Origin of the sequence: Streptomyces sp. NPDC002467 (assembly GCF_042889825.1) — a bacterium.
GTDB lineage: Bacteria > Actinomycetota > Actinomycetes > Streptomycetales > Streptomycetaceae > Streptomyces.
The window spans coordinates 428,848-445,509 of the sequence record NZ_JBIARJ010000004.1 but is presented as its reverse complement, the minus strand read 5'-3'; the positions used below and the strand labels follow the sequence as shown (position 1 = coordinate 445,509).

Genomic DNA, 16,662 nt, shown 5'->3' with positions numbered 1-16,662 from the left:
CGGCGGCTTTTGTGTACGCGAAGTTTCAACAAAGTGTTGACGCCGTGTTGTCGAGGGCGTTAGCTATGCGGAGCCCGTCAAGCAACAACAGGCCACGGAGGCCTACCGTGACTTCGAGTCCGACCCCGGGTCTCACCCGGTTCAACGCCTTGGATGACAGCGCGGCCACGGCCGAGCTGCACGAGGTGTGCGCCAGTTCGGCATGGGGGAGCAAGATGCTCGCCCAGCGCCCCTTCGCCAGCGCCGATTCCCTGTTCTCCGCGAACGAGGCCGCCATGGCGGAGCTCACCGCGGACGACCTGGGCGAGGCCATGGGAGGCCACGCGCCGATCGGCCGGCCGAAGCCGGGAGACCCGACCTCCGCCCGCGAGCAGCGTGGCATGGCCGGTGCCTCGGAGGAGCTCAAGAGCGAGCTCCTCGAACTGAACCTGGCCTACCAGGAGAAGTTCGGCCACGTCTTCCTCATCTGCGCCACCGGTGCGACCGGTGAGTTCATGCGGGACGCGGTCAAGGTCCGGATCGACAACTCGCCGGAACAGGAGCGAGAGATCGCCCGTGGTGAGCTCGTCAAGATCAACAAGATCCGCCTGACCCGACTCGTCGAACTCGTAGAAGAAGGAGCGTGAGCATGAGCACCGAGACCACCGCGTCGGTGTCCACGCACATCCTGGACACCAGCATCGGCAAGCCCGCCGAGGGCGTCGCCATCTCCCTGTCGGCCCGTACGGGTCTCGACGGCGAGTGGGCGGCCCTGGGCGGCTCCGCCACCGATGCGGACGGGCGCTGCAAGGACCTGCCGGCCCTGCCGGAGGGCACCACACACGTGCGTCTCGACTTCGAGACCGAGACGTACTTTTCCAAGAAGCAAGCCGCCGAGGCGCAGCAGGACGCCCCCCGCGTAAGGGACAGCAGTACGTTTTTCCCCGAGGTCACCATCACTTTCGCGGTGAACCCGGGCGAGCACTACCACGTACCGCTGCTGCTCAACCCGTTCGGCTACTCCGTTTACCGAGGGAGCTAGCATGGCCACGATTCTGGGCCAGAACCAGTACGGCAAAGCAGAGAACCGCGTAGTCAAGATCACGCGGGACGGCGACACCCACCACATCAAGGACCTGAACGTCTCGGTCGCCCTCTCCGGCGACATGGACGACGTCCACTACAACGGTTCGAACGCCAACTGCCTTCCGACCGACACCACCAAGAACACGGTGTACGCGTTCGCCAAGGAATACGGCATCGAGTCGGCCGAGCAGTTCGGCATCCATCTGGCGCGCTGGTTCGTCACCAGCCAGGAGCCGATCAAGCGCGCGCGCATCCGGATCGAGGAGTACGCCTGGGACCGGATCGCCACGTCCGACGCCAACTCCAAGTTCATCGGCGCCGACGAGGTGAACCACTCCTTCGTCCGCAAGGGCATGGAGACCCGCGTCACCCAGATCACGTACGACGGTCAGAACTGGGAGGTCATCTCCGGCCTCAAGGACCTGATCGTCATGAACTCCACGAACTCCGAGTTCTGGGGTTACGTGAAGGACAAGTACACGACCCTGCAGGAGGCGTACGACCGCATCCTGGCCACCCAGGTGTCGGGTCGCTGGCGCTTCAACTGGTCGGACGACGAGCAGCGGATGCCCAACTGGGAGAAGTCCTACACCGAGGTCAAGAAGCACATGCTTCAGGCCTTCGCGGAGACCTACTCCCTCTCGCTGCAGCAGACCCTGTACCAGATGGGTTCGCGCATCATCAACCACCGCTCGGAGATCGACGAGGTCCGCTTCTCGCTCCCGAACAAGCACCACTTCCTGGTTGACCTTGAGCCCTTCGGCCTCAAGAACGACAATGAGGTGTACTTCGCCGCGGACCGTCCGTACGGTCTCATCGAGGCCACGATCCTCCGCGACGGCGTGGATGCCCGCATTCCCGTGGACATGACCAACCTCTAAGGGTCCGGTCGAAGCTCGGCACGTGCCGTCCCGGGGCTCCGCAGTGGCCCCGGGACAGCGCGACACTCTTCAACTTCATGATCGAGATCATGAATCGGCACCCGGTAGCAACATATGGGGCGGCAGTACTGTCAGCTGCCAAGGCCCCCGGCTCCGGCACTCAAATCCCCTGGGTTTTGCCGTGCCCGCATCGCCACTGAAACAGGGAAGTCCCATGGCAGCATCTTCCGCGATCGACGCCTCCGCAGAGCGGATCGTCATCGAAAACTGTGCGATTGCAACCGTCGACGCCAACGACACCGAGTACGCCTCGGGTCACGTGGTCGTAGCGGGGAACAAGATCGAGTTCATCGGTGCGGGCAGTGCCCCCGAGAACCTCGACAACGTAGTCCGTCGTATCGACGCCACCGGGCACCTCGTGACCCCCGGTCTGGTCAACACGCACCACCACTTCTACCAGTGGATCACCCGCGGCCTGGCCACCGACCACAACCTGTTCAACTGGCTCGTGGCGCTCTACCCGACCTGGGCGCTCATCGACGAGCAGATGACGTACACGGCCGCGCAGGGCTCCCTCGCCGCGATGGCCAGGGGTGGCGTCACCACTGCGATGGACCACCACTACGTCTTCCCCAAGGGTTCCGGCGACCTCTCCGGGTCGATCATCCGCGCCGCCTCCGAGATGGGCGTCCGCTTCACCCTCGCCCGCGGTTCCATGGACCGCAGCGTGAAGGACGGCGGCCTGCCGCCGGACCACGCCGTCGAGACCCTCGAGGGTGCGCTCGCCGACACCGAGGCGACCGTGAAGAAGCACCACGACGCCTCCTTCGACTCGATGACCCAGGTCGCCGTCGCGCCTTGCTCCCCCTTCTCGGTCTCGACCGAGCTGCTGAAGCAGGGCGCCGAGCTGGCACGCCGCCTGGGTGTGCGCATGCACACGCACGGTTCGGAGACCGTCGAGGAAGAGCAGTTCTGCAAGGAACTCTTCGGCATGGGCCCGACCGACTACTTCGAGTCCACCGGCTGGCTCGGCGAGGACGTGTGGATGGCCCACAGCGTCCACATGAACGACTCCGACATCGCGGCCTTCGCCCGTACGAAGACCGGTGTCGCGCACTGCCCGTCCTCCAACGCCCGTCTGGCCGCCGGCATCGCCCGCGTTCCGGACATGCTCGCCGCCGGTGTTCCGGTCGGCCTCGGCGTGGACGGCACCGCCTCCAACGAGTCCGGTGAGCTGCACACCGAGCTGCGCAACGCGCTCCTGATCAACCGCCTGAACCCGATCCACCGCGAGCGCGCCCTGAACGCGCGCCAGGCCCTGCGCCTGGGTACGTACGGTGGCGCCCAGGTCCTCGGCCGCGCCGACAACATCGGTTCGCTGGAGGTCGGCAAGTGCGCCGACCTGGTGCTGTGGAACCTGAGCACGTTCCTCCACTCCTCGATCGCCGACCCGGTGACCGCGCTGGTCTTCGGTGCGGCCGCCCCGGTGACGGCCTCGTTCGTCAACGGGAAGCAGATCGTGGAGGACAACCGACTCCTCTTCGCCGACGAGGACGCCATCGCCGCGTCCACGCGGGAAGAGGCCCAGCGCCTCGCGCGGATCACCGCGCAGGCCTGACCCCACGGAGTCCGGCCGGGGGGGACGGCCCCCGGCCGGTCGCCGCGGACCCGAGCGGGGTCCGCGGCAGCCGTTCCCGGGAGCGCCCGAGGAATTTCCTCGGGCGCCCCTGGGGGCGGTGAAACCTGCCATCCGGCATCTCCACACAGCGTTGCCTCACGGCTCCGCCACGCGTGGGAACAGCAGCAGAACCGTTTTGGGCGAACCGTTCCGCCGTCGTTTCCGCACCCCTTGGGAAAAGCATTCGCACCACCACAACTCCATACAGGCTCGACTCGCACAGCTTTCGCACCACCTCCCTGAACCCATGTCCTTGGCGACGTGTCTAAATAACGACCGGAGGAAGCCGTGGCCCTGCCGCCCAGGTTTCGCAAAGAAGCAGTCGCAGTACCAGAGGGCTCCGGGGACAAACACCCGGTCGATGAGACCCTTCCCCCGCTCAAGATGGTCACCAGCGGGCTCCAGCACGTGGCGGCCATGTACGCGGGTGTCGTCGCCCCGCCCATGATCGTCGGCCCCGCCGTCGGCCTCTCGGCAACGGAGACCGCCTTCCTGATGGGCGCGTCCCTCTTCACCGCGGGCCTCGCCACCCTGCTCCAGACCCTCGGGTTCTGGAAGATCGGGGCCAAGCTCCCCTTCGTCAACGGCGTTTCGTTCGCCGGTGTCACCCCCATGATCGCGATAGGCAAGGGGGAGGGGGACAACGCGATCCCCGTCATCTTCGGCGCGATCATCGTCGCCGGAATCCTCGGATTCTTCGCCGCTCCCTACTTCGGCAAGCTCGTCCGGTTCTTCCCGCCGGTCGTCACCGGCACGGTCATCACCCTGATCGGCGTCTCGCTCCTGCCCGTCGCCTTCAACTGGTCGCAGGGCGGGAACCGCACCGCCGCCGACTACGGCTCGATGAAGAACATCGGCATGGCCGCGCTCACCCTGGTCATCGTCCTGCTGATGCGCAAGTTCCTGACCGGCTTCCTCCAGCAGATCTCCATCCTGCTCGGCCTGGTCGCCGGCACGCTCGTCGCGCTCCCGCTCGGCATGACCAACTTCGACGCCGTCAAGAACGCTTCGGTCATCGGCTTCCCGACCCCGTTCCACTTCGGCGCCCCGCAGTTCCAGGTCGCCGCGATCATCTCGATGTGCATCGTCATGCTGGTCTGCATGACCGAGTCCACCGCCGACATCCTGGCGCTCGGCAAGATCGTCGGCCGTCCGGCGGACTCGAAGACCATCGAGGGCGGCCTGCGCGCCGACACCCTCGGCAGCGCGCTCAGTCCGCTCTTCAACGGGTTCATGTGCAGCGCCTTCGCCCAGAACATCGGGCTCGTCGCCATGACCAAGGTGCGCAGCCGGTTCGTCGTCGCCGCCGGCGGCGGCATCCTGATCCTGCTCGGCCTCTGTCCGATGGCGGCCTCCGTCATCGGCGTGGTCCCGCTGCCCGTCCTCGGCGGCGCCGGCATCGTCCTCTTCGGTTCGGTCGCCGCCAGCGGAATCCAGACCCTGGCCGGGGCCGCCATGGAGAAGGGCGAGAACGCCCTGATCGTCGCCGCCTCCGTGGGCATCGGCCTGATCCCGATCGCCGCGCCGAACTTCTACCACGCCTTCCCGAAGGACCTCCTCGTGGTCCTCGACTCCGGCATCAGCACCGGTTGCGTCGTGGCGATCCTGCTCAACCTGGCCTTCAACCACCTCGGTGCGAAGAAGGACGCCGCCCTGGCCTCCGGACCGGAACCGGTGCCCGTGCACTGACCCGGCCCGGCCCGGCCCGGCCCGGCCCGGCCCGGCCCGGCCCGGCCCGGCCCGGCCAGTCCAGTCCAGTCCGGGCCAGGCCCCGTACGAACCGTTCACGGCTGTGCGCACGTCACCCACTGCGGGTGTGGCGTGCGCACAGCCGTGTCCGCGTCCCCTCGGCCCCTCAGACCATCCGGGAGGAGCCCGGCGCCGGGTCCGACCAGATGTCCGGCGGGACCGTCCGGATCCGGCGGCCCTCGTGGTCCAACTCCTGCGCCTCGCACTTGCGTACGTACAACGACACCGCCGAGTCCGTGATCCGGAGCCCGGGCAGCCGCCGGGCGAGATCGGAGGTGTAGCGCGAGAGGTCCTCCAGCGTGCGCAGCCGCGCGCTGATCACGAAGTTCCAGCGCCCGCTCACGGACATGCACATACGGGTCTCGCGCAGTCCCGCTGCCGCCGCCGCGCAGTCCGCCACCTCGTACTCGGCCACCTCCGCCCACACCGTCGCCGCGACCGGCCACCCCGACAGCCCCGACGCCAGCGCACTGCTGAAGCGCAGGCCCTGCCCCGCCTCCAGCCGGGCCAGGCGCCTGCGCAGGGTCGACTCGCTCATGGCGAACTCCCTGGCCAGCGAGGCCACGCTGCGCCGCGCGTCGGAGGCGAGGGCCAGGACGAGCGGCCTTTCCTCCGCCGCCATCGTGGCCGTGGCCGACGGCGCCGCCGAGAGCGGTCCGCCGGGCGGGCGCCGGGTCCGGCCGGTCCGCCCGGTCAGCCGGTCGCTCTGCGCCGGGGTCAACTGGTCGAGCCGCCAGCGGTCGGGGGCGTAGTGCACGGCCGTGACCACCGAGGACCGGGTCGAGACCACCCCGGGGATCAGCTGCACCCGGAAGGACAGGTACCGGTACAGCGCGTGCAGGTCCGGCACCGCCACGAAGACCAGCAGGTCACGGCCGCCGGTGACGTGCTCCACGCCCAGGGCGTGCGGATCGCCGGCGAGTGCGGCGCCCACCGCCGGGGAGGTGCCCGCGGCGCAGGTGACCTCCACCCAGGCCATCCGGGGCGGCGTGCTGCCGGTGCGCAGACCGATACCGCTGATCCATGCCTCGCCGGACTCCGTCAGCCGCTCCCAGCGGCGTGCGAGCGTGTCCGGGCGGGCGCCGAGCACCGGTCCCAGCCGCTCCCAGCTCGCGCGCGGGGCGAGTTGCAGCGCGTGGACGAGCGCCCGGTCCATGTCGTCCATGGCGGAAATGGCCGAATTCATCACCCTCACCTGGTGGATCTCCCGGTAGCCGTTCGGTCATCCGGACTTTCGGCCGATCATCTCTCTTCCTGCATTGAACAGCTCACCCGGGCTGCCGCAGGCGGGTTCAGGACATCGGGGGAGGATCTGTGGGGGAGGCCGGCTCGGGCATGCGCCAGACGGTGCCCGCGGAGCTGTCCAGCTTCATCGGTCGGGAACGGGAGTTGGCCGCCGTCGCGAAACTGCTCGCGGTCGAACGCCTGGTCACCCTCACCGGCCCGGCCGGCATCGGCAAGACCCGGCTCGCCGTGCGCACCGTACGGTCCCTGACCAGCAGCGACGGCAGCGACGTGTGCTGGGCCGAGGCGGCCCGGGTGGACCCGCCGCGGCTGCCGGAGCTGGAGGCCGGGCTGGCGGCCGCGCTCGCGGGTCGCGAGGTGCTGCTGGTGCTCGACGGCTGCGAGCAACTCCCCGGACAGGCCCGGGGTCTGGCCGGACGGCTGCTCGCCGCGCTTCCCGGGCTGCGGATTCTGGCCACCTCGCAGCGCCGTCTGTGGCTCCGCGAGGAGGTCGAGGTGGCCGTTCCGCCGCTGTCGCTGCCGCCGGGGCCCGTGGTGGTCGGTGGGCACGGCGGGCCCGGCGCGCCCGCGGAGCGCATGCCGGTGGCGGAGATGGCCGGGTACGCGGCCGTACGGCTCTTCGAGGAACGGGCCCGGGGCGCCGATCCCTTGTTCGTGCTGACCGAACGCAACGCCGCGGACGTGGCGGCCTTGTGCCGGGCCCTGGACGGGATCCCGGGCGCGCTGGAGCTCGCCGCCGGACGCTCGCACCAGTACGCCCCGGACCAGGCGCTGCGGCGGCTGGCCGCGGATCCGCTGACCTTCCTCGCGGGCGGCGCGGGGCGGGGCACCCGGGTCGACGCGGAGCGCTCGTACCGGCTGGCGCCGCCCGCCGAGCGGCTGGTGCGGGAGCGGCTGTCCGTGTTCGCCGGTTCCTTCGACCTGGCGGCCGCCGCGGAGGTGTGCGGGTTCGGCGTGCTCACCCGGGAGGGCGCCGCCGAGGTGCTGCGGGACCTCGTACCCGGTCTGCTCGCCGACGGTGGGCCGGGCCGCTACCGGCTGCCGCTCTCCGTACGCGCCCACGCGGCCCGGCGGCTCGCGCACGGCCCGGCCGGGGACGGTACGACGGCCGCCCGGCGCCACCACGAGCGCTGCCGGGTGCTGGCGGAGAAGGCGGCGCAGCTGTGGCGGGAGGGCGCCCAGGAGGCGGCGCGGGAGTTGGCCCTGCGGGAGCTGCCGGAGCTGCGGGCGGCGATGAACCCGCTGTCCGCGACAGGCCCGGCCGCCGCCCTGGAGATCGCCGTGTCGCTGTGGTTCCTGTGGTCCGCCTGCGGGCTGACGGAGGAGGGCCGGCGCCATGTGGAACGCGCCCTCGCCCTGCATCCGGCGCCGCGACCGGCCCGCGCGCTGTGGCTGGCCGCCTGGCTGGTGGCGAGCCTCGGCGAGGCGGCCGCGGCGGACCCGCTGCTGGTCGAGGCGTGGAGTGCGGCCGTGCAGGAGGGGGAGGACACCTGCCTCGCCTACCTCGCGCACGTGCGGGGCACGGTCGCGCTGTGGGAGGAGCGGTACGAGGACGCCGCCGGGGAGTGCCTGGAGGGGCTGGAACTGCTGCCGGAGGAACCGGAGTTCGGCCCCGGCCGGGAGGCGCTGCGAGCCGCGTACGCCATGGCCCTCGCCCACACCGACCCGACGCCGCCCCCGGCCGAGGACGGCCTTCCGGGCCCGCTCCCGGGCCCGTCGGGTGGCCCCCTCGCCGGGCCGTCGGCCATCCTGCCGGGTGGCCCCGGCAGCGGCCCGTCGGGTCGCCGTGGCGATCCGTGGGCGCGGGCCTGGAGCGACTTCGCCCGCGCCGTGGTCCACCGCCACGAGGGCCGTCAGGCCGCGGCCCGGGCCGCCCTGCTGCGCACCCTGGGAACCCTGATCGCCCTCGGCGACGGCGTGGGGCAGGCCTTCGCGGCGGAAGTGCTCGCGGAACTGGAGGCGGACCGGGGACGGTACGCGGAGGCCGCACGGCTGCTCGGCTGCGTCTCCCGCACCCGCCCGGCCGCCGCGCCCGCCCCCCGAGCCGAACGGGTCCTGCGCGCCCGGCTCAGCCCCGAGGCCTTCCGCTCGGCCCTCCGCGAGGGCGCCCGCACGCCGCTGAGCCGCCTGCTCCCGGAACCCTGAGCCTCGGGGCGTCGGTCGTCAGGTCTCACGGCGTCAGGGCCTCATGGCCTCACGGCGTCCAGAGCATCAGATTGCTCATCAGTTCGGCCTGCTCCACGGCGTCGTCGAGCGCGTGGTGCGTGTGCCGGCGCGTGGAGCGCAGTTCGCGCGGCATCCGGCCCTTGACCGCGGCGCGCAGCGGCACCCGCGCCTTCGTCGCGTACAGGGTCTTCATGTCCAGGCAGCCGGAGTGTCCGAAGGGGCTGTCCCCGCCGAACCGCATCAGGTACCAGTACAGGAAGGTCCAGTCGAAGGAGGCCGGATAGCCGCACATCACGGGCTGTGCGCCCGCCTCCGCCGACACCTCGCGCACCCAGGCGCGGAACGCGTCCATGGCGGCCGCCGGGTCCTCGCCCTCGCGGACGAGCCGGTCGCGGTCCAGCCCGCTGACGGCGAGCGCCTCGGGCACGTACGCGTCGCTGATCGGCCGCAGCTCCCGGTAGAAGGTGTGCCGCTCGGGGTCGGCGGCCGTATACGAGTCGCCGTCCTGCCGGCCGGCGACGGCGGCCCCGAAGCTGATCATCGAATACGGTCCGGGAATGGGTCCGTCGGCCTCGATGTCGACGGAGACGTACAGGCTGGGACGTGCGTTGCGGACTGCCATGCGCGAGAGCATGCCGGCCGAGCCCCCGGGCGATCACCTCATTTCCCGGTCGACGGCGGTGGGGCCCGGGAGCAGACTGGGAAGAGGGACGCGCGGCGGATCGAGGTAGTGATCATGTTCGAGGACACCAAGGCGTTCAGCGGCTTCTCCGTCGACGACCTGGGTCGGGCCAAGGAGTTCTACGGAGGCACGCTCGGGCTCCGCGTCACCGAGGACGAGCCGCGGATGCCGCTGCTGACGCTGCACCTCGCCGGCGGCACGAAGGTGATGGTCTACGCGAAGGACGATCACGAGCCCGCGTCCTTCACGATCCTCAACTTCCCCGTGGCCGACGTCGAGAAGGCGGTCGACGAACTCACCGCGAAGGGCGTCCGTTTCGAGCGCTACGAGGGGTTCGAGGCCGATGCGAAGGGCATCGTCCGCCAGGACGACGGGCCCGCCGCCATCGCCTGGTTCAAGGACCCTGCGGGCAACGTCCTGTCCGTGCTCAGCGAGTCCGTGTAGGAGCCGAGTCCTTGGAGGAGCCGAATCCATGGAGGAGCGGGGCCGCGGCCGCCGGACCGCGGCCCCGCCGTATCACTACGGGGCCGGGGTCAGGTACATCCCCGTCTCGTCGGCGCCCGCGGTGTTCTTGCAGCCGACGCTCGAAGCGGCGGGCTGGGCGAGGGCCAGGGCGAGGCAGCGGCCGGCCGCCAACTGGCCGTAGTGGTTGGGGTGCATGGACTCCTGGACCAGGCCCTGGGTCTCGCTGCTGTCGATCCAGCGCGCCCACTCGCTCGTCTTCGCCGAGGCCGGCACCGTCGAGCTCACCAGCTTGCTCGCCTTGGCGCACACCTCGCGACCCTGGAGCATGTCGCGCAGGTCCAGGAACTGCACGCCCTTGGCCGCGGCGACGCCCTTGATGCGGTTGGCGATCTGCGGCACGAGGGAGTCCCGCGCCCAGTCCGAGTCCCGGTTCCAGAAGGGGCAGCCACCGCTGTTGAGGCGGCTCCAGTCGCTCTGCGTGTACCGGTTCTCCGCGCCGCGCGGGATCGGCGACGGGTAGGACTGCAGCACGATCCGGTACGAGGCGTCGGCGTAGCCGGCCGCCCGCATCACGGCCCGGATCTCGTCCACGGACTTGCCGACTCCGGCCATCGCCGCGTCGATCTTCCCGTCGACCACGGCCTGCTGGTCGTCGTAGCAGTAGGAGTACCAGAGGCTGAAATCGAGCGCGCACTCCTTGATGATGTCGGCGAAGCCCAGGTCGTTCCCGCCGACGGACAGCGCGATCACCTTGACGTCGTGGCTCGCGGCCACCGCGGCGAGCTGATCGGCCTGCGGGGCCTCGCCCTTGAAGGCCACACCGCCGTTGGCCGCCCGGAACACGTTCTGCGAGACCGCCCCGGAGCAGGCGAGGTTCACGGCCACGTCGGCGACTCCACCGGCGCTGCGCACCTCGGCGGAGTCCGACCGGTGACACCCGCCGGCGGTGGTCCCGTACACCTTGGCGGGGTCGTACGTGCTGCCGCTGACCCAGGCCCGGTCGGTGCCGTTGCGGCTGCCGGTGTTGGTGAGGCTGTTGCCCTTCCAGCGCCCGGCCTCGCCGGAGATGTAGCTGTCGCCCATGGACACCACGGCGGTGGGGCCGCTCCCGGTGCTCGCGGAGGAGGTCCCTGCCCCGGCTGCCAGCAGCGCCCCGACGGCGAGCGGCAGGACCATCCCGGCTCCGGCCACTCGTCGCACCCGACGGCGTGCCCGGTCCTTGCTTGCGGTGCGGAATCCGATCACTGCGGAACTCCTGCGTTCGGCCATGCCGAAGTTGGCAACGACTCCGTCGCATGGCTGTGAAGTGGGGGTACCGCCGGCCGGTGGCAACGGAAAGGTGCCACGGGCCGGCTTGTTACCGCTAGGTACAGGCAAGTTACGAACGAGTAACGACCGACCGGTCGTTCGGCTCGCCCACGCCCTGGGCCCCGCATTCCGCTTCCGTGGCCGTATTCGCTGCGGGCCGCGACCATCCGCCCGTACGGTCGCCCGGGGATGCGTCGGCGCTATGACCAGCGGGTGCTCACCTTGGTCGAAGTCAGGGGTGAGCGGCGGGACTTCGAACAGGCGAGGGAGGAGTTCGCGCGCCGGGGGTGACCCGTCGTGGAGGAGTTGGGCCGGGCGGTCGAGGCGACGAAGGCCGCGGCGCGGCAGCGCCGCGAGGCACCCTCGTACTTCGGGGTGGAGCCGGAGTGGATGTGCGTCCAGCCGACCGTCCGGGTGGCCGAACTCAACGCCGAGGGGGGCTTGCTCGACCCGGCCGGGCCGTACCTGTTCTTCGGCGTCGCCGACGGTATGGCCCTGCTGTGGAGCACCGATACGGACGCCCCGCTGAAGGAGCCCGCGGACGAGGTGCGGCTGGTTCCGGCCGAGGAGCCGGCCCGCGCCTGTCCGTCACCGCCGGGGTGAGCCGGAGCTGTGGGCCCGCGAAACGGCTCCGCCCCCGTGCCGGAGGGCAGCGGGGGCGGAGCCGTTCACGCGCGGCTGCTGTGCGATGGTCAGCCGGCGAGCTGGTCGTACGCGGGGAGGGTCAGGAAGTCCGCGTAGTCGGCGTCCAGGGAGACCTGGAGGAAGAGGTCGTGGGCCTGCTGCCACTTGCCGGAGGTGAAGGCGTCCTCGCCGACCTCGGTGCGGATGGCGGCCAGTTCCTCGGTCGCGATCTTGCGGGTCAGGTCGGCCGTGGCCGTCTCGCCGTTCTCGAAGACGACACCGGCGTTGATCCACTGCCAGATCTGCGAGCGGGAGATCTCCGCGGTGGCGGCGTCCTCCATCAGGCCGAAGATGCCGACGGCGCCGAGGCCGCGCAGCCAGGCCTCGATGTAGCGGATGCCGACCTGGACCGCGTTGCGCAGGCCGTCGTAGGTGGGCTTCGCGTCCAGGGAGTCGATGGCGATGAGCTCGCCCGGGGCCACCGAGACGTCCTCGCGCAGACGGTCCTTCTGGTTCGGCTTCTCGCCGAGCACCGCGTCGAAGGAGGCCATCGCGATCGGGACCAGGTCCGGGTGGGCGACCCAGGAGCCGTCGAAGCCGTCGCCCGCCTCGCGGTCCTTGTCGGCCTTGACCTTGGCGAAGGCGATCTTGTTGATCTCGGCGTCCTTGCGGGACGGGATGAAGGCCGCCATGCCGCCGATGGCGTGCGCGCCGCGCTTGTGGCAGGTGCGGACGAGCAGCTCGGTGTACGCCCGCATGAACGGGGCGGTCATCGTCACCGCGTTGCGGTCCGGCAGGACGAACTTCTCGCCGCCGTCGCGGAAGTTCTTGACGATGGAGAAGAGGTAGTCCCAGCGCCCGGCGTTCAGGCCCGCCGCGTGGTCGCGCAGCTCGTAGAGGATCTCCTCCATCTCGTACGCGGCGGTGATCGTCTCGATGAGGACGGTCGCGCGGACGGTGCCCTGCGGGATGCCGACGTAGTCCTGGGCGAAGACGAAGATCTCGTTCCAGAGGCGAGCCTCCAGGTGCGACTCCGTCTTCGGCAGGTAGAAGTACGGGCCCTTGCCGAGGTCGATCAGGCGCTGCGCGTTGTGGAAGAAGTACAGGCCGAAGTCGACCAGCGAGCCGGAGGCCGGGGCGCCCTCGAACCGGAGGTGGCGCTCCTGGAGGTGCCAGCCGCGCGGGCGCATGACGACGGTCGCCAGCTCGTCGGCGGGCTTGAGGGCGTACGCCTTGCCGGTGCGGGCGTCGGTGAAGTCGATGCGGCGCTCGTAGGCGTCGATCAGGTTGAGCTGGCCGAGGACGACGTTCTCCCAGGTGGGGGCCGAGGCGTCCTCGAAGTCGGCGAGCCAGACCTTGGCGCCCGAGTTCAGGGCGTTGATGGTCATCTTGCGGTCGGTCGGACCGGTGATCTCCACGCGGCGGTCGTTCAGCGCGGCCGGGGCCGGGGCGACCTTCCAGTCTCCCTCGCGGACCTGTGCGGTGTCCGGGAGGAAGTCGAGGGTGGAGGTGCGGGCGATCTCGGCACGACGCTCGGCGCGGCGGGCGAGGAGCTCGGCGCGGCGGGGGGCGAACCGCCGGTGGAGCTCCGCCACGAAGGCGAGGGCCGCCTCGGTCAGGACCTCGTCCTGCCGGGGCAGGGGCTCGGCGTCGACGATGGCCAGCGGGGACGGCGCTGGTGCGGACATATCTGTCACTCCTTCAGCGGCGGTGCCTGGCGGCCGCGGGGGAATGCTCGCGCTGGACGGCACGCAGTGTCGTCGGGTGTGGAGAGTTCCGGCATACGGTCGCGGGCGCCGAATGTGGTTCAGGGCGCTTCTGACCAGTGGATAGTAATTTCCTCATGGTGGAAGTTCAATGGTTTGTTGATGTCGAGATTCTCTGAGTCGACAGATTCCACTTTCTCGTGGCCCTCAGTGCCATCACCGTCACACCGTGCTCAGGAGAGACGGGCCAGGTCGGGGGGCGTGTCGATGTCGAAGGCCTCGGCCACGTCCCCGCACTCCACCAGGACGAGCTCCCCGGCATGTCGCGCGAGGTGCCCCCGCGCGCCCTTGTCGCCCGTCGCCGTCGCCGCGATGTCCGCCCAGCGCTCCGCGCCGAACAGCACGGGATGGCCGCGCTCCCCGTCGTACGCCGCCGCGGCCAGGCTCGCCGGAGAGCGGTACGCCTCCCGGACCCGGACGGTGGCGGCCGGACCGATCCCGGGCTGGTCCACCAGCGAGACCAGGGCCGCGCTCGCGCCGGTACCGGCCAACGAGGCGAGCCCGGCCCGCAGGGAGGAGCCCATGCCCTCGGCCCAGTCCGGGTTGTCCACGACCGTGCAGCCGTCCAGGTCGGCGCGCTCGCGGACCTCGGCGGCCGAGGCGCCGAGCACCACGTGCACCGGGCCGCAGCCCGCCTCGCGCAGCACCCGCACGGCGTTCTCGACCAGCGGACGGCCCCGGTAGGGGAGCAGCGCCTTGGGGCGGCCGCCGAGGCGCCGGCCGCCGCCGGCCGCCAGGAGCAGCCCCGCGATCACCGGGGGACCGGCGTGGGCAGGGGGGTCGAAGTCTGTGACGGTGTCGGCCTGCATGTCTCCGATTCTCGCTCCTGGGGCGAGGCCCGGCGTCGCTTCAGGACACCCAGTACGGAGGCCAGCGCGGCGCCGACGCGCAGCGGTGCGGAGATCCGGTTCTCGGTGGAGGCCAGCAGGGCGCGTTCGTCACGGTCGGTCAGCATCTCGGCTTCTCCTTGCCAATCGGGGGCCAATACGGCGAGTCTGGTCCTCGATTGGCCTGGTCGGCAGAGCCAATCAGGGGAGGTTGGCATGGCAAACGGGCGAGTCGTCCACACAGCGGACAGGACGATCGGCAGCCGCCAGCTCGCGGCCCTGCTCCCCGCCGAGGTCTTGGCCCGCCCCGGCTACCGGTCCCTCGCCGACGCGATCCGCACCCTGATCCTCGACGGCCGCATCGCCCTGCACGTGCGGCTGCCCGCCGAACGCGAGCTCGCCGAGGCCGTCGGCGCCAGCCGGGCCACCGTCACCGGCGCCTACGACCTGCTGCGCGAGAGCGGCTACGTCCGCAGTCGGCGCGGCGCCGGCACCTGGACCGAACTCCCCGACGGCCACCTCCCCGTCGGATCCCCCGCGATCGTCGGGACGGGCGCGCGCGCCGACGGCGACTCCGGCGTGGACCTCGCCATCGCCGCCATGGGCGCCCCCGAGGGCAGCCTCGCCGAGGCCTTCGCCTGGGCGGCGCCCCGGCTGCCCCTGCTCGCCCGCAATCCCGGCTACCACCCGTACGGCCTGCCCGACCTGCGCGCCGCCGTCGCCGGCCGGTTCACCCGGCGCGGGCTGCCCACGCGGCCCGAGCAGATCCTGGTCACGGCCGGAGCCCAGCAGGCCTTCGCGCTGGTCGTCAGCCTCCTGTGCCGGGCCGGCGACCGGGTCGTCACCGAGAACCCGACCTACGCCAACGCCCTCGACGCCCTGCGCCACGCACGGGTGCGCACCGGCTCCATAGCCGTCTCCGACGCCGGCTGGGACATGGAGATCGCCGAGTCCACCCTGCGCCAGACCGTGCCGCGGCTCGCCTACGTGATCCCCGACTTCCAGAACCCGACGGGCAACCTCATGCCGCCGGAGCAGCGGCTGCGGCTGCTCGCGGCGACCCGGGCCACCGGGACCTGGCTCGTGGTCGACGAGACCATCGCCGACATCGCCCTCGACGTCCCCGCGCCCCCGCCGCTGGCCTCGCTCGCCCCGCGCGGCGGCGCCGACCACGTGATCACCATCGGCTCGCTGAGCAAGACCCACTGGGGCGGCCTGCGGGTCGGCTGGATCCGGGCCACCGCCAAGATGATCACCGAGCTGACGGCCGTGCGGGTCTCGGCGGACATGACCGGCTCGGTCCTCGACCAGTTGGTCGCCCTCCCGCTGATGGCCGGCCTCGACCGGACCCTGCCCGCGCGGCTCGCGGAGCTCCGCACGCGGCGCGAGGCCCTCGTACGCTCCCTCCAGCGGCACACCCCCGAATGGTCCTGGCAGCTCCCTCCGGGCGGCCTCTCGCTCTGGGTGGACCTCGGGGAGCCGGTGAGCTCCGCCCTGGCCGAGCGGGCCGCGGCGGCCGGCGTCCACATCGGCCGGGGTGCCCGCTTCGGGGTGGACCCGGGCACCTTCGAACACCGGCTCCGCATCCCGTACACCCTCCCGGCGGACCGCCTGGACGAGGGCGTCCGCCGCCTGGCGACCGCCTTCCACGACGGCGTCCCCCTGGCCCCGGCGGTGGAACGACCGCACTGGGTGGCGTAACCCCCGGCACTCAGCCGCGGGCCCGGAAGTACGTGTTCGCCGCCGGGCGGAACATCAGGGTCACGGCGGTGAGGACCGCCGCCACGTGCACGGCCCGGCTCGTGCCGAACAGCCAGTCCAGGGCGTCCGCCTGTGACAGGGCCGCCGACAGCGAACCGCCGTCGGCGAGGTGGGCGAGCGGCTGCGCCACCATCGAGGCCGTACCGAGCACCCCGAGGCCGAGCGCGAGGGTGACGCGGGCCCAGCGGGCGCCGCCCCGCATCCTGCCCGCGACAAGCACGGCGGCGGTGAAGACGGTGAGCCGCACGGCCAGGCCGACGCCGATCTCCCCGGCGGAGGCGGTCCCGTCGGCCACCATCCTGCCGATCGCGAGCACGGTCTCGAAGGCCCCGGCGGCCACGGCCGTGAGCCAGAGCCGGTGGGCCGTACGGACCTCGGCGGGCGGTGCGGCGACGGGAGGGGTGAGCAGGGCGGTCTTCGAGGTCTGCATCGGAGGCTCGCTCTC

16 protein-coding genes are annotated in these 16,662 nt (G+C 71.4%); 9 read left to right on the top strand and 7 right to left on the bottom strand.

Annotation, left to right across the window (positions count from 1 at the left end):
• Positions 1-107 precede the first annotated feature (107 nt).
• From uraD to ACFYYJ_RS11645, 5 genes are all read left to right on the top strand, one after another.
• Positions 108-626 (top strand): 2-oxo-4-hydroxy-4-carboxy-5-ureidoimidazoline decarboxylase, encoded by a 519-nt coding sequence (uraD, locus tag ACFYYJ_RS11665; RefSeq protein ID WP_385121458.1) that lies wholly within the window; start codon positions 108-110, stop codon positions 624-626.
• A 2-nt stretch (positions 627-628) separates the two neighbouring features.
• Positions 629-1,021: a hydroxyisourate hydrolase gene (uraH, locus tag ACFYYJ_RS11660; RefSeq protein WP_376658319.1), complete on the top strand. Its 393-nt coding sequence runs from the start codon at positions 629-631 to the stop codon at positions 1,019-1,021.
• A gap of 1 nt (position 1,022) precedes the next feature.
• On the top strand, positions 1,023-1,946 hold the full coding sequence (pucL, locus tag ACFYYJ_RS11655; RefSeq protein ID WP_384747269.1) for a factor-independent urate hydroxylase: 924 nt from the start codon (positions 1,023-1,025) through the stop codon (positions 1,944-1,946).
• A 214-nt stretch (positions 1,947-2,160) separates the two neighbouring features.
• Positions 2,161-3,564: an 8-oxoguanine deaminase gene (locus tag ACFYYJ_RS11650; protein WP_385362286.1), complete on the top strand. Its 1,404-nt coding sequence runs from the start codon at positions 2,161-2,163 to the stop codon at positions 3,562-3,564.
• Between the two features lie 348 nt (positions 3,565-3,912).
• On the top strand, positions 3,913-5,313 hold the full coding sequence (locus tag ACFYYJ_RS11645; RefSeq protein ID WP_389131134.1) for a nucleobase:cation symporter-2 family protein: 1,401 nt from the start codon (positions 3,913-3,915) through the stop codon (positions 5,311-5,313).
• A gap of 166 nt (positions 5,314-5,479) precedes the next feature.
• Here the strand turns inward: ACFYYJ_RS11645 and ACFYYJ_RS11640 are convergent, their stop codons facing one another.
• Positions 5,480-6,559 (bottom strand): Lrp/AsnC family transcriptional regulator, encoded by a 1,080-nt coding sequence (locus ACFYYJ_RS11640; RefSeq protein WP_385364955.1) that lies wholly within the window; start codon positions 6,557-6,559, stop codon positions 5,480-5,482.
• A gap of 149 nt (positions 6,560-6,708) precedes the next feature.
• Here ACFYYJ_RS11640 and ACFYYJ_RS11635 point away from each other — a divergent pair, with 149 nt between their 5' ends.
• The gene (locus ACFYYJ_RS11635; RefSeq protein WP_389131132.1) at positions 6,709-8,763 is read left to right on the top strand and encodes an ATP-binding protein; all 2,055 of its coding nucleotides are present in this window, start codon (positions 6,709-6,711) and stop codon (positions 8,761-8,763) included.
• 49 nt (positions 8,764-8,812) lie between these two features.
• On the opposite strand, the gene ACFYYJ_RS11630 is transcribed toward ACFYYJ_RS11635, so the two are convergent.
• Positions 8,813-9,406, bottom strand: a complete 594-nt coding sequence (locus ACFYYJ_RS11630; RefSeq protein ID WP_389131129.1) for a 3'-5' exoribonuclease domain-containing protein — start codon at positions 9,404-9,406, stop codon at positions 8,813-8,815.
• A gap of 114 nt (positions 9,407-9,520) precedes the next feature.
• On the opposite strand from ACFYYJ_RS11630, the gene ACFYYJ_RS11625 reads away from it, so the two are divergent.
• The gene (locus ACFYYJ_RS11625) at positions 9,521-9,910 is read left to right on the top strand and encodes a VOC family protein (protein WP_389131126.1); all 390 of its coding nucleotides are present in this window, start codon (positions 9,521-9,523) and stop codon (positions 9,908-9,910) included.
• A 75-nt stretch (positions 9,911-9,985) separates the two neighbouring features.
• On the opposite strand, the gene ACFYYJ_RS11620 is transcribed toward ACFYYJ_RS11625, so the two are convergent.
• Positions 9,986-11,107, bottom strand: a complete 1,122-nt coding sequence (locus ACFYYJ_RS11620; RefSeq protein ID WP_389131361.1) for a GDSL-type esterase/lipase family protein — start codon at positions 11,105-11,107, stop codon at positions 9,986-9,988.
• A 429-nt stretch (positions 11,108-11,536) separates the two neighbouring features.
• On the opposite strand from ACFYYJ_RS11620, the gene ACFYYJ_RS11615 reads away from it, so the two are divergent.
• Positions 11,537-11,842, top strand: a complete 306-nt coding sequence (locus ACFYYJ_RS11615; protein WP_389131123.1) for a hypothetical protein — start codon at positions 11,537-11,539, stop codon at positions 11,840-11,842.
• A gap of 89 nt (positions 11,843-11,931) precedes the next feature.
• On the opposite strand, the gene aceB is transcribed toward ACFYYJ_RS11615, so the two are convergent.
• From aceB to ACFYYJ_RS11600, 3 genes are all read right to left on the bottom strand, one after another.
• On the bottom strand, positions 11,932-13,551 hold the full coding sequence (gene aceB / locus ACFYYJ_RS11610; protein WP_385121482.1) for a malate synthase A: 1,620 nt from the start codon (positions 13,549-13,551) through the stop codon (positions 11,932-11,934).
• A 251-nt stretch (positions 13,552-13,802) separates the two neighbouring features.
• Positions 13,803-14,438 (bottom strand): NTP transferase domain-containing protein, encoded by a 636-nt coding sequence (locus ACFYYJ_RS11605; RefSeq protein ID WP_385364947.1) that lies wholly within the window; start codon positions 14,436-14,438, stop codon positions 13,803-13,805.
• Positions 14,381-14,584 (bottom strand): hypothetical protein, encoded by a 204-nt coding sequence (locus ACFYYJ_RS11600; protein ID WP_385364945.1) that lies wholly within the window; start codon positions 14,582-14,584, stop codon positions 14,381-14,383. The genes ACFYYJ_RS11605 and ACFYYJ_RS11600 overlap by 58 nt, the downstream gene beginning before the upstream one ends.
• 88 nt (positions 14,585-14,672) lie before the next feature.
• Here ACFYYJ_RS11600 and ACFYYJ_RS11595 point away from each other — a divergent pair, with 88 nt between their 5' ends.
• Positions 14,673-16,157, top strand: a complete 1,485-nt coding sequence (locus ACFYYJ_RS11595) for a PLP-dependent aminotransferase family protein (protein WP_389131118.1) — start codon at positions 14,673-14,675, stop codon at positions 16,155-16,157.
• 10 nt (positions 16,158-16,167) lie between these two features.
• On the opposite strand, the gene ACFYYJ_RS11590 is transcribed toward ACFYYJ_RS11595, so the two are convergent.
• Positions 16,168-16,647 (bottom strand): hypothetical protein, encoded by a 480-nt coding sequence (locus tag ACFYYJ_RS11590; RefSeq protein WP_385121490.1) that lies wholly within the window; start codon positions 16,645-16,647, stop codon positions 16,168-16,170.
• Between the last annotated feature and the right edge of the window lie 15 nt (positions 16,648-16,662).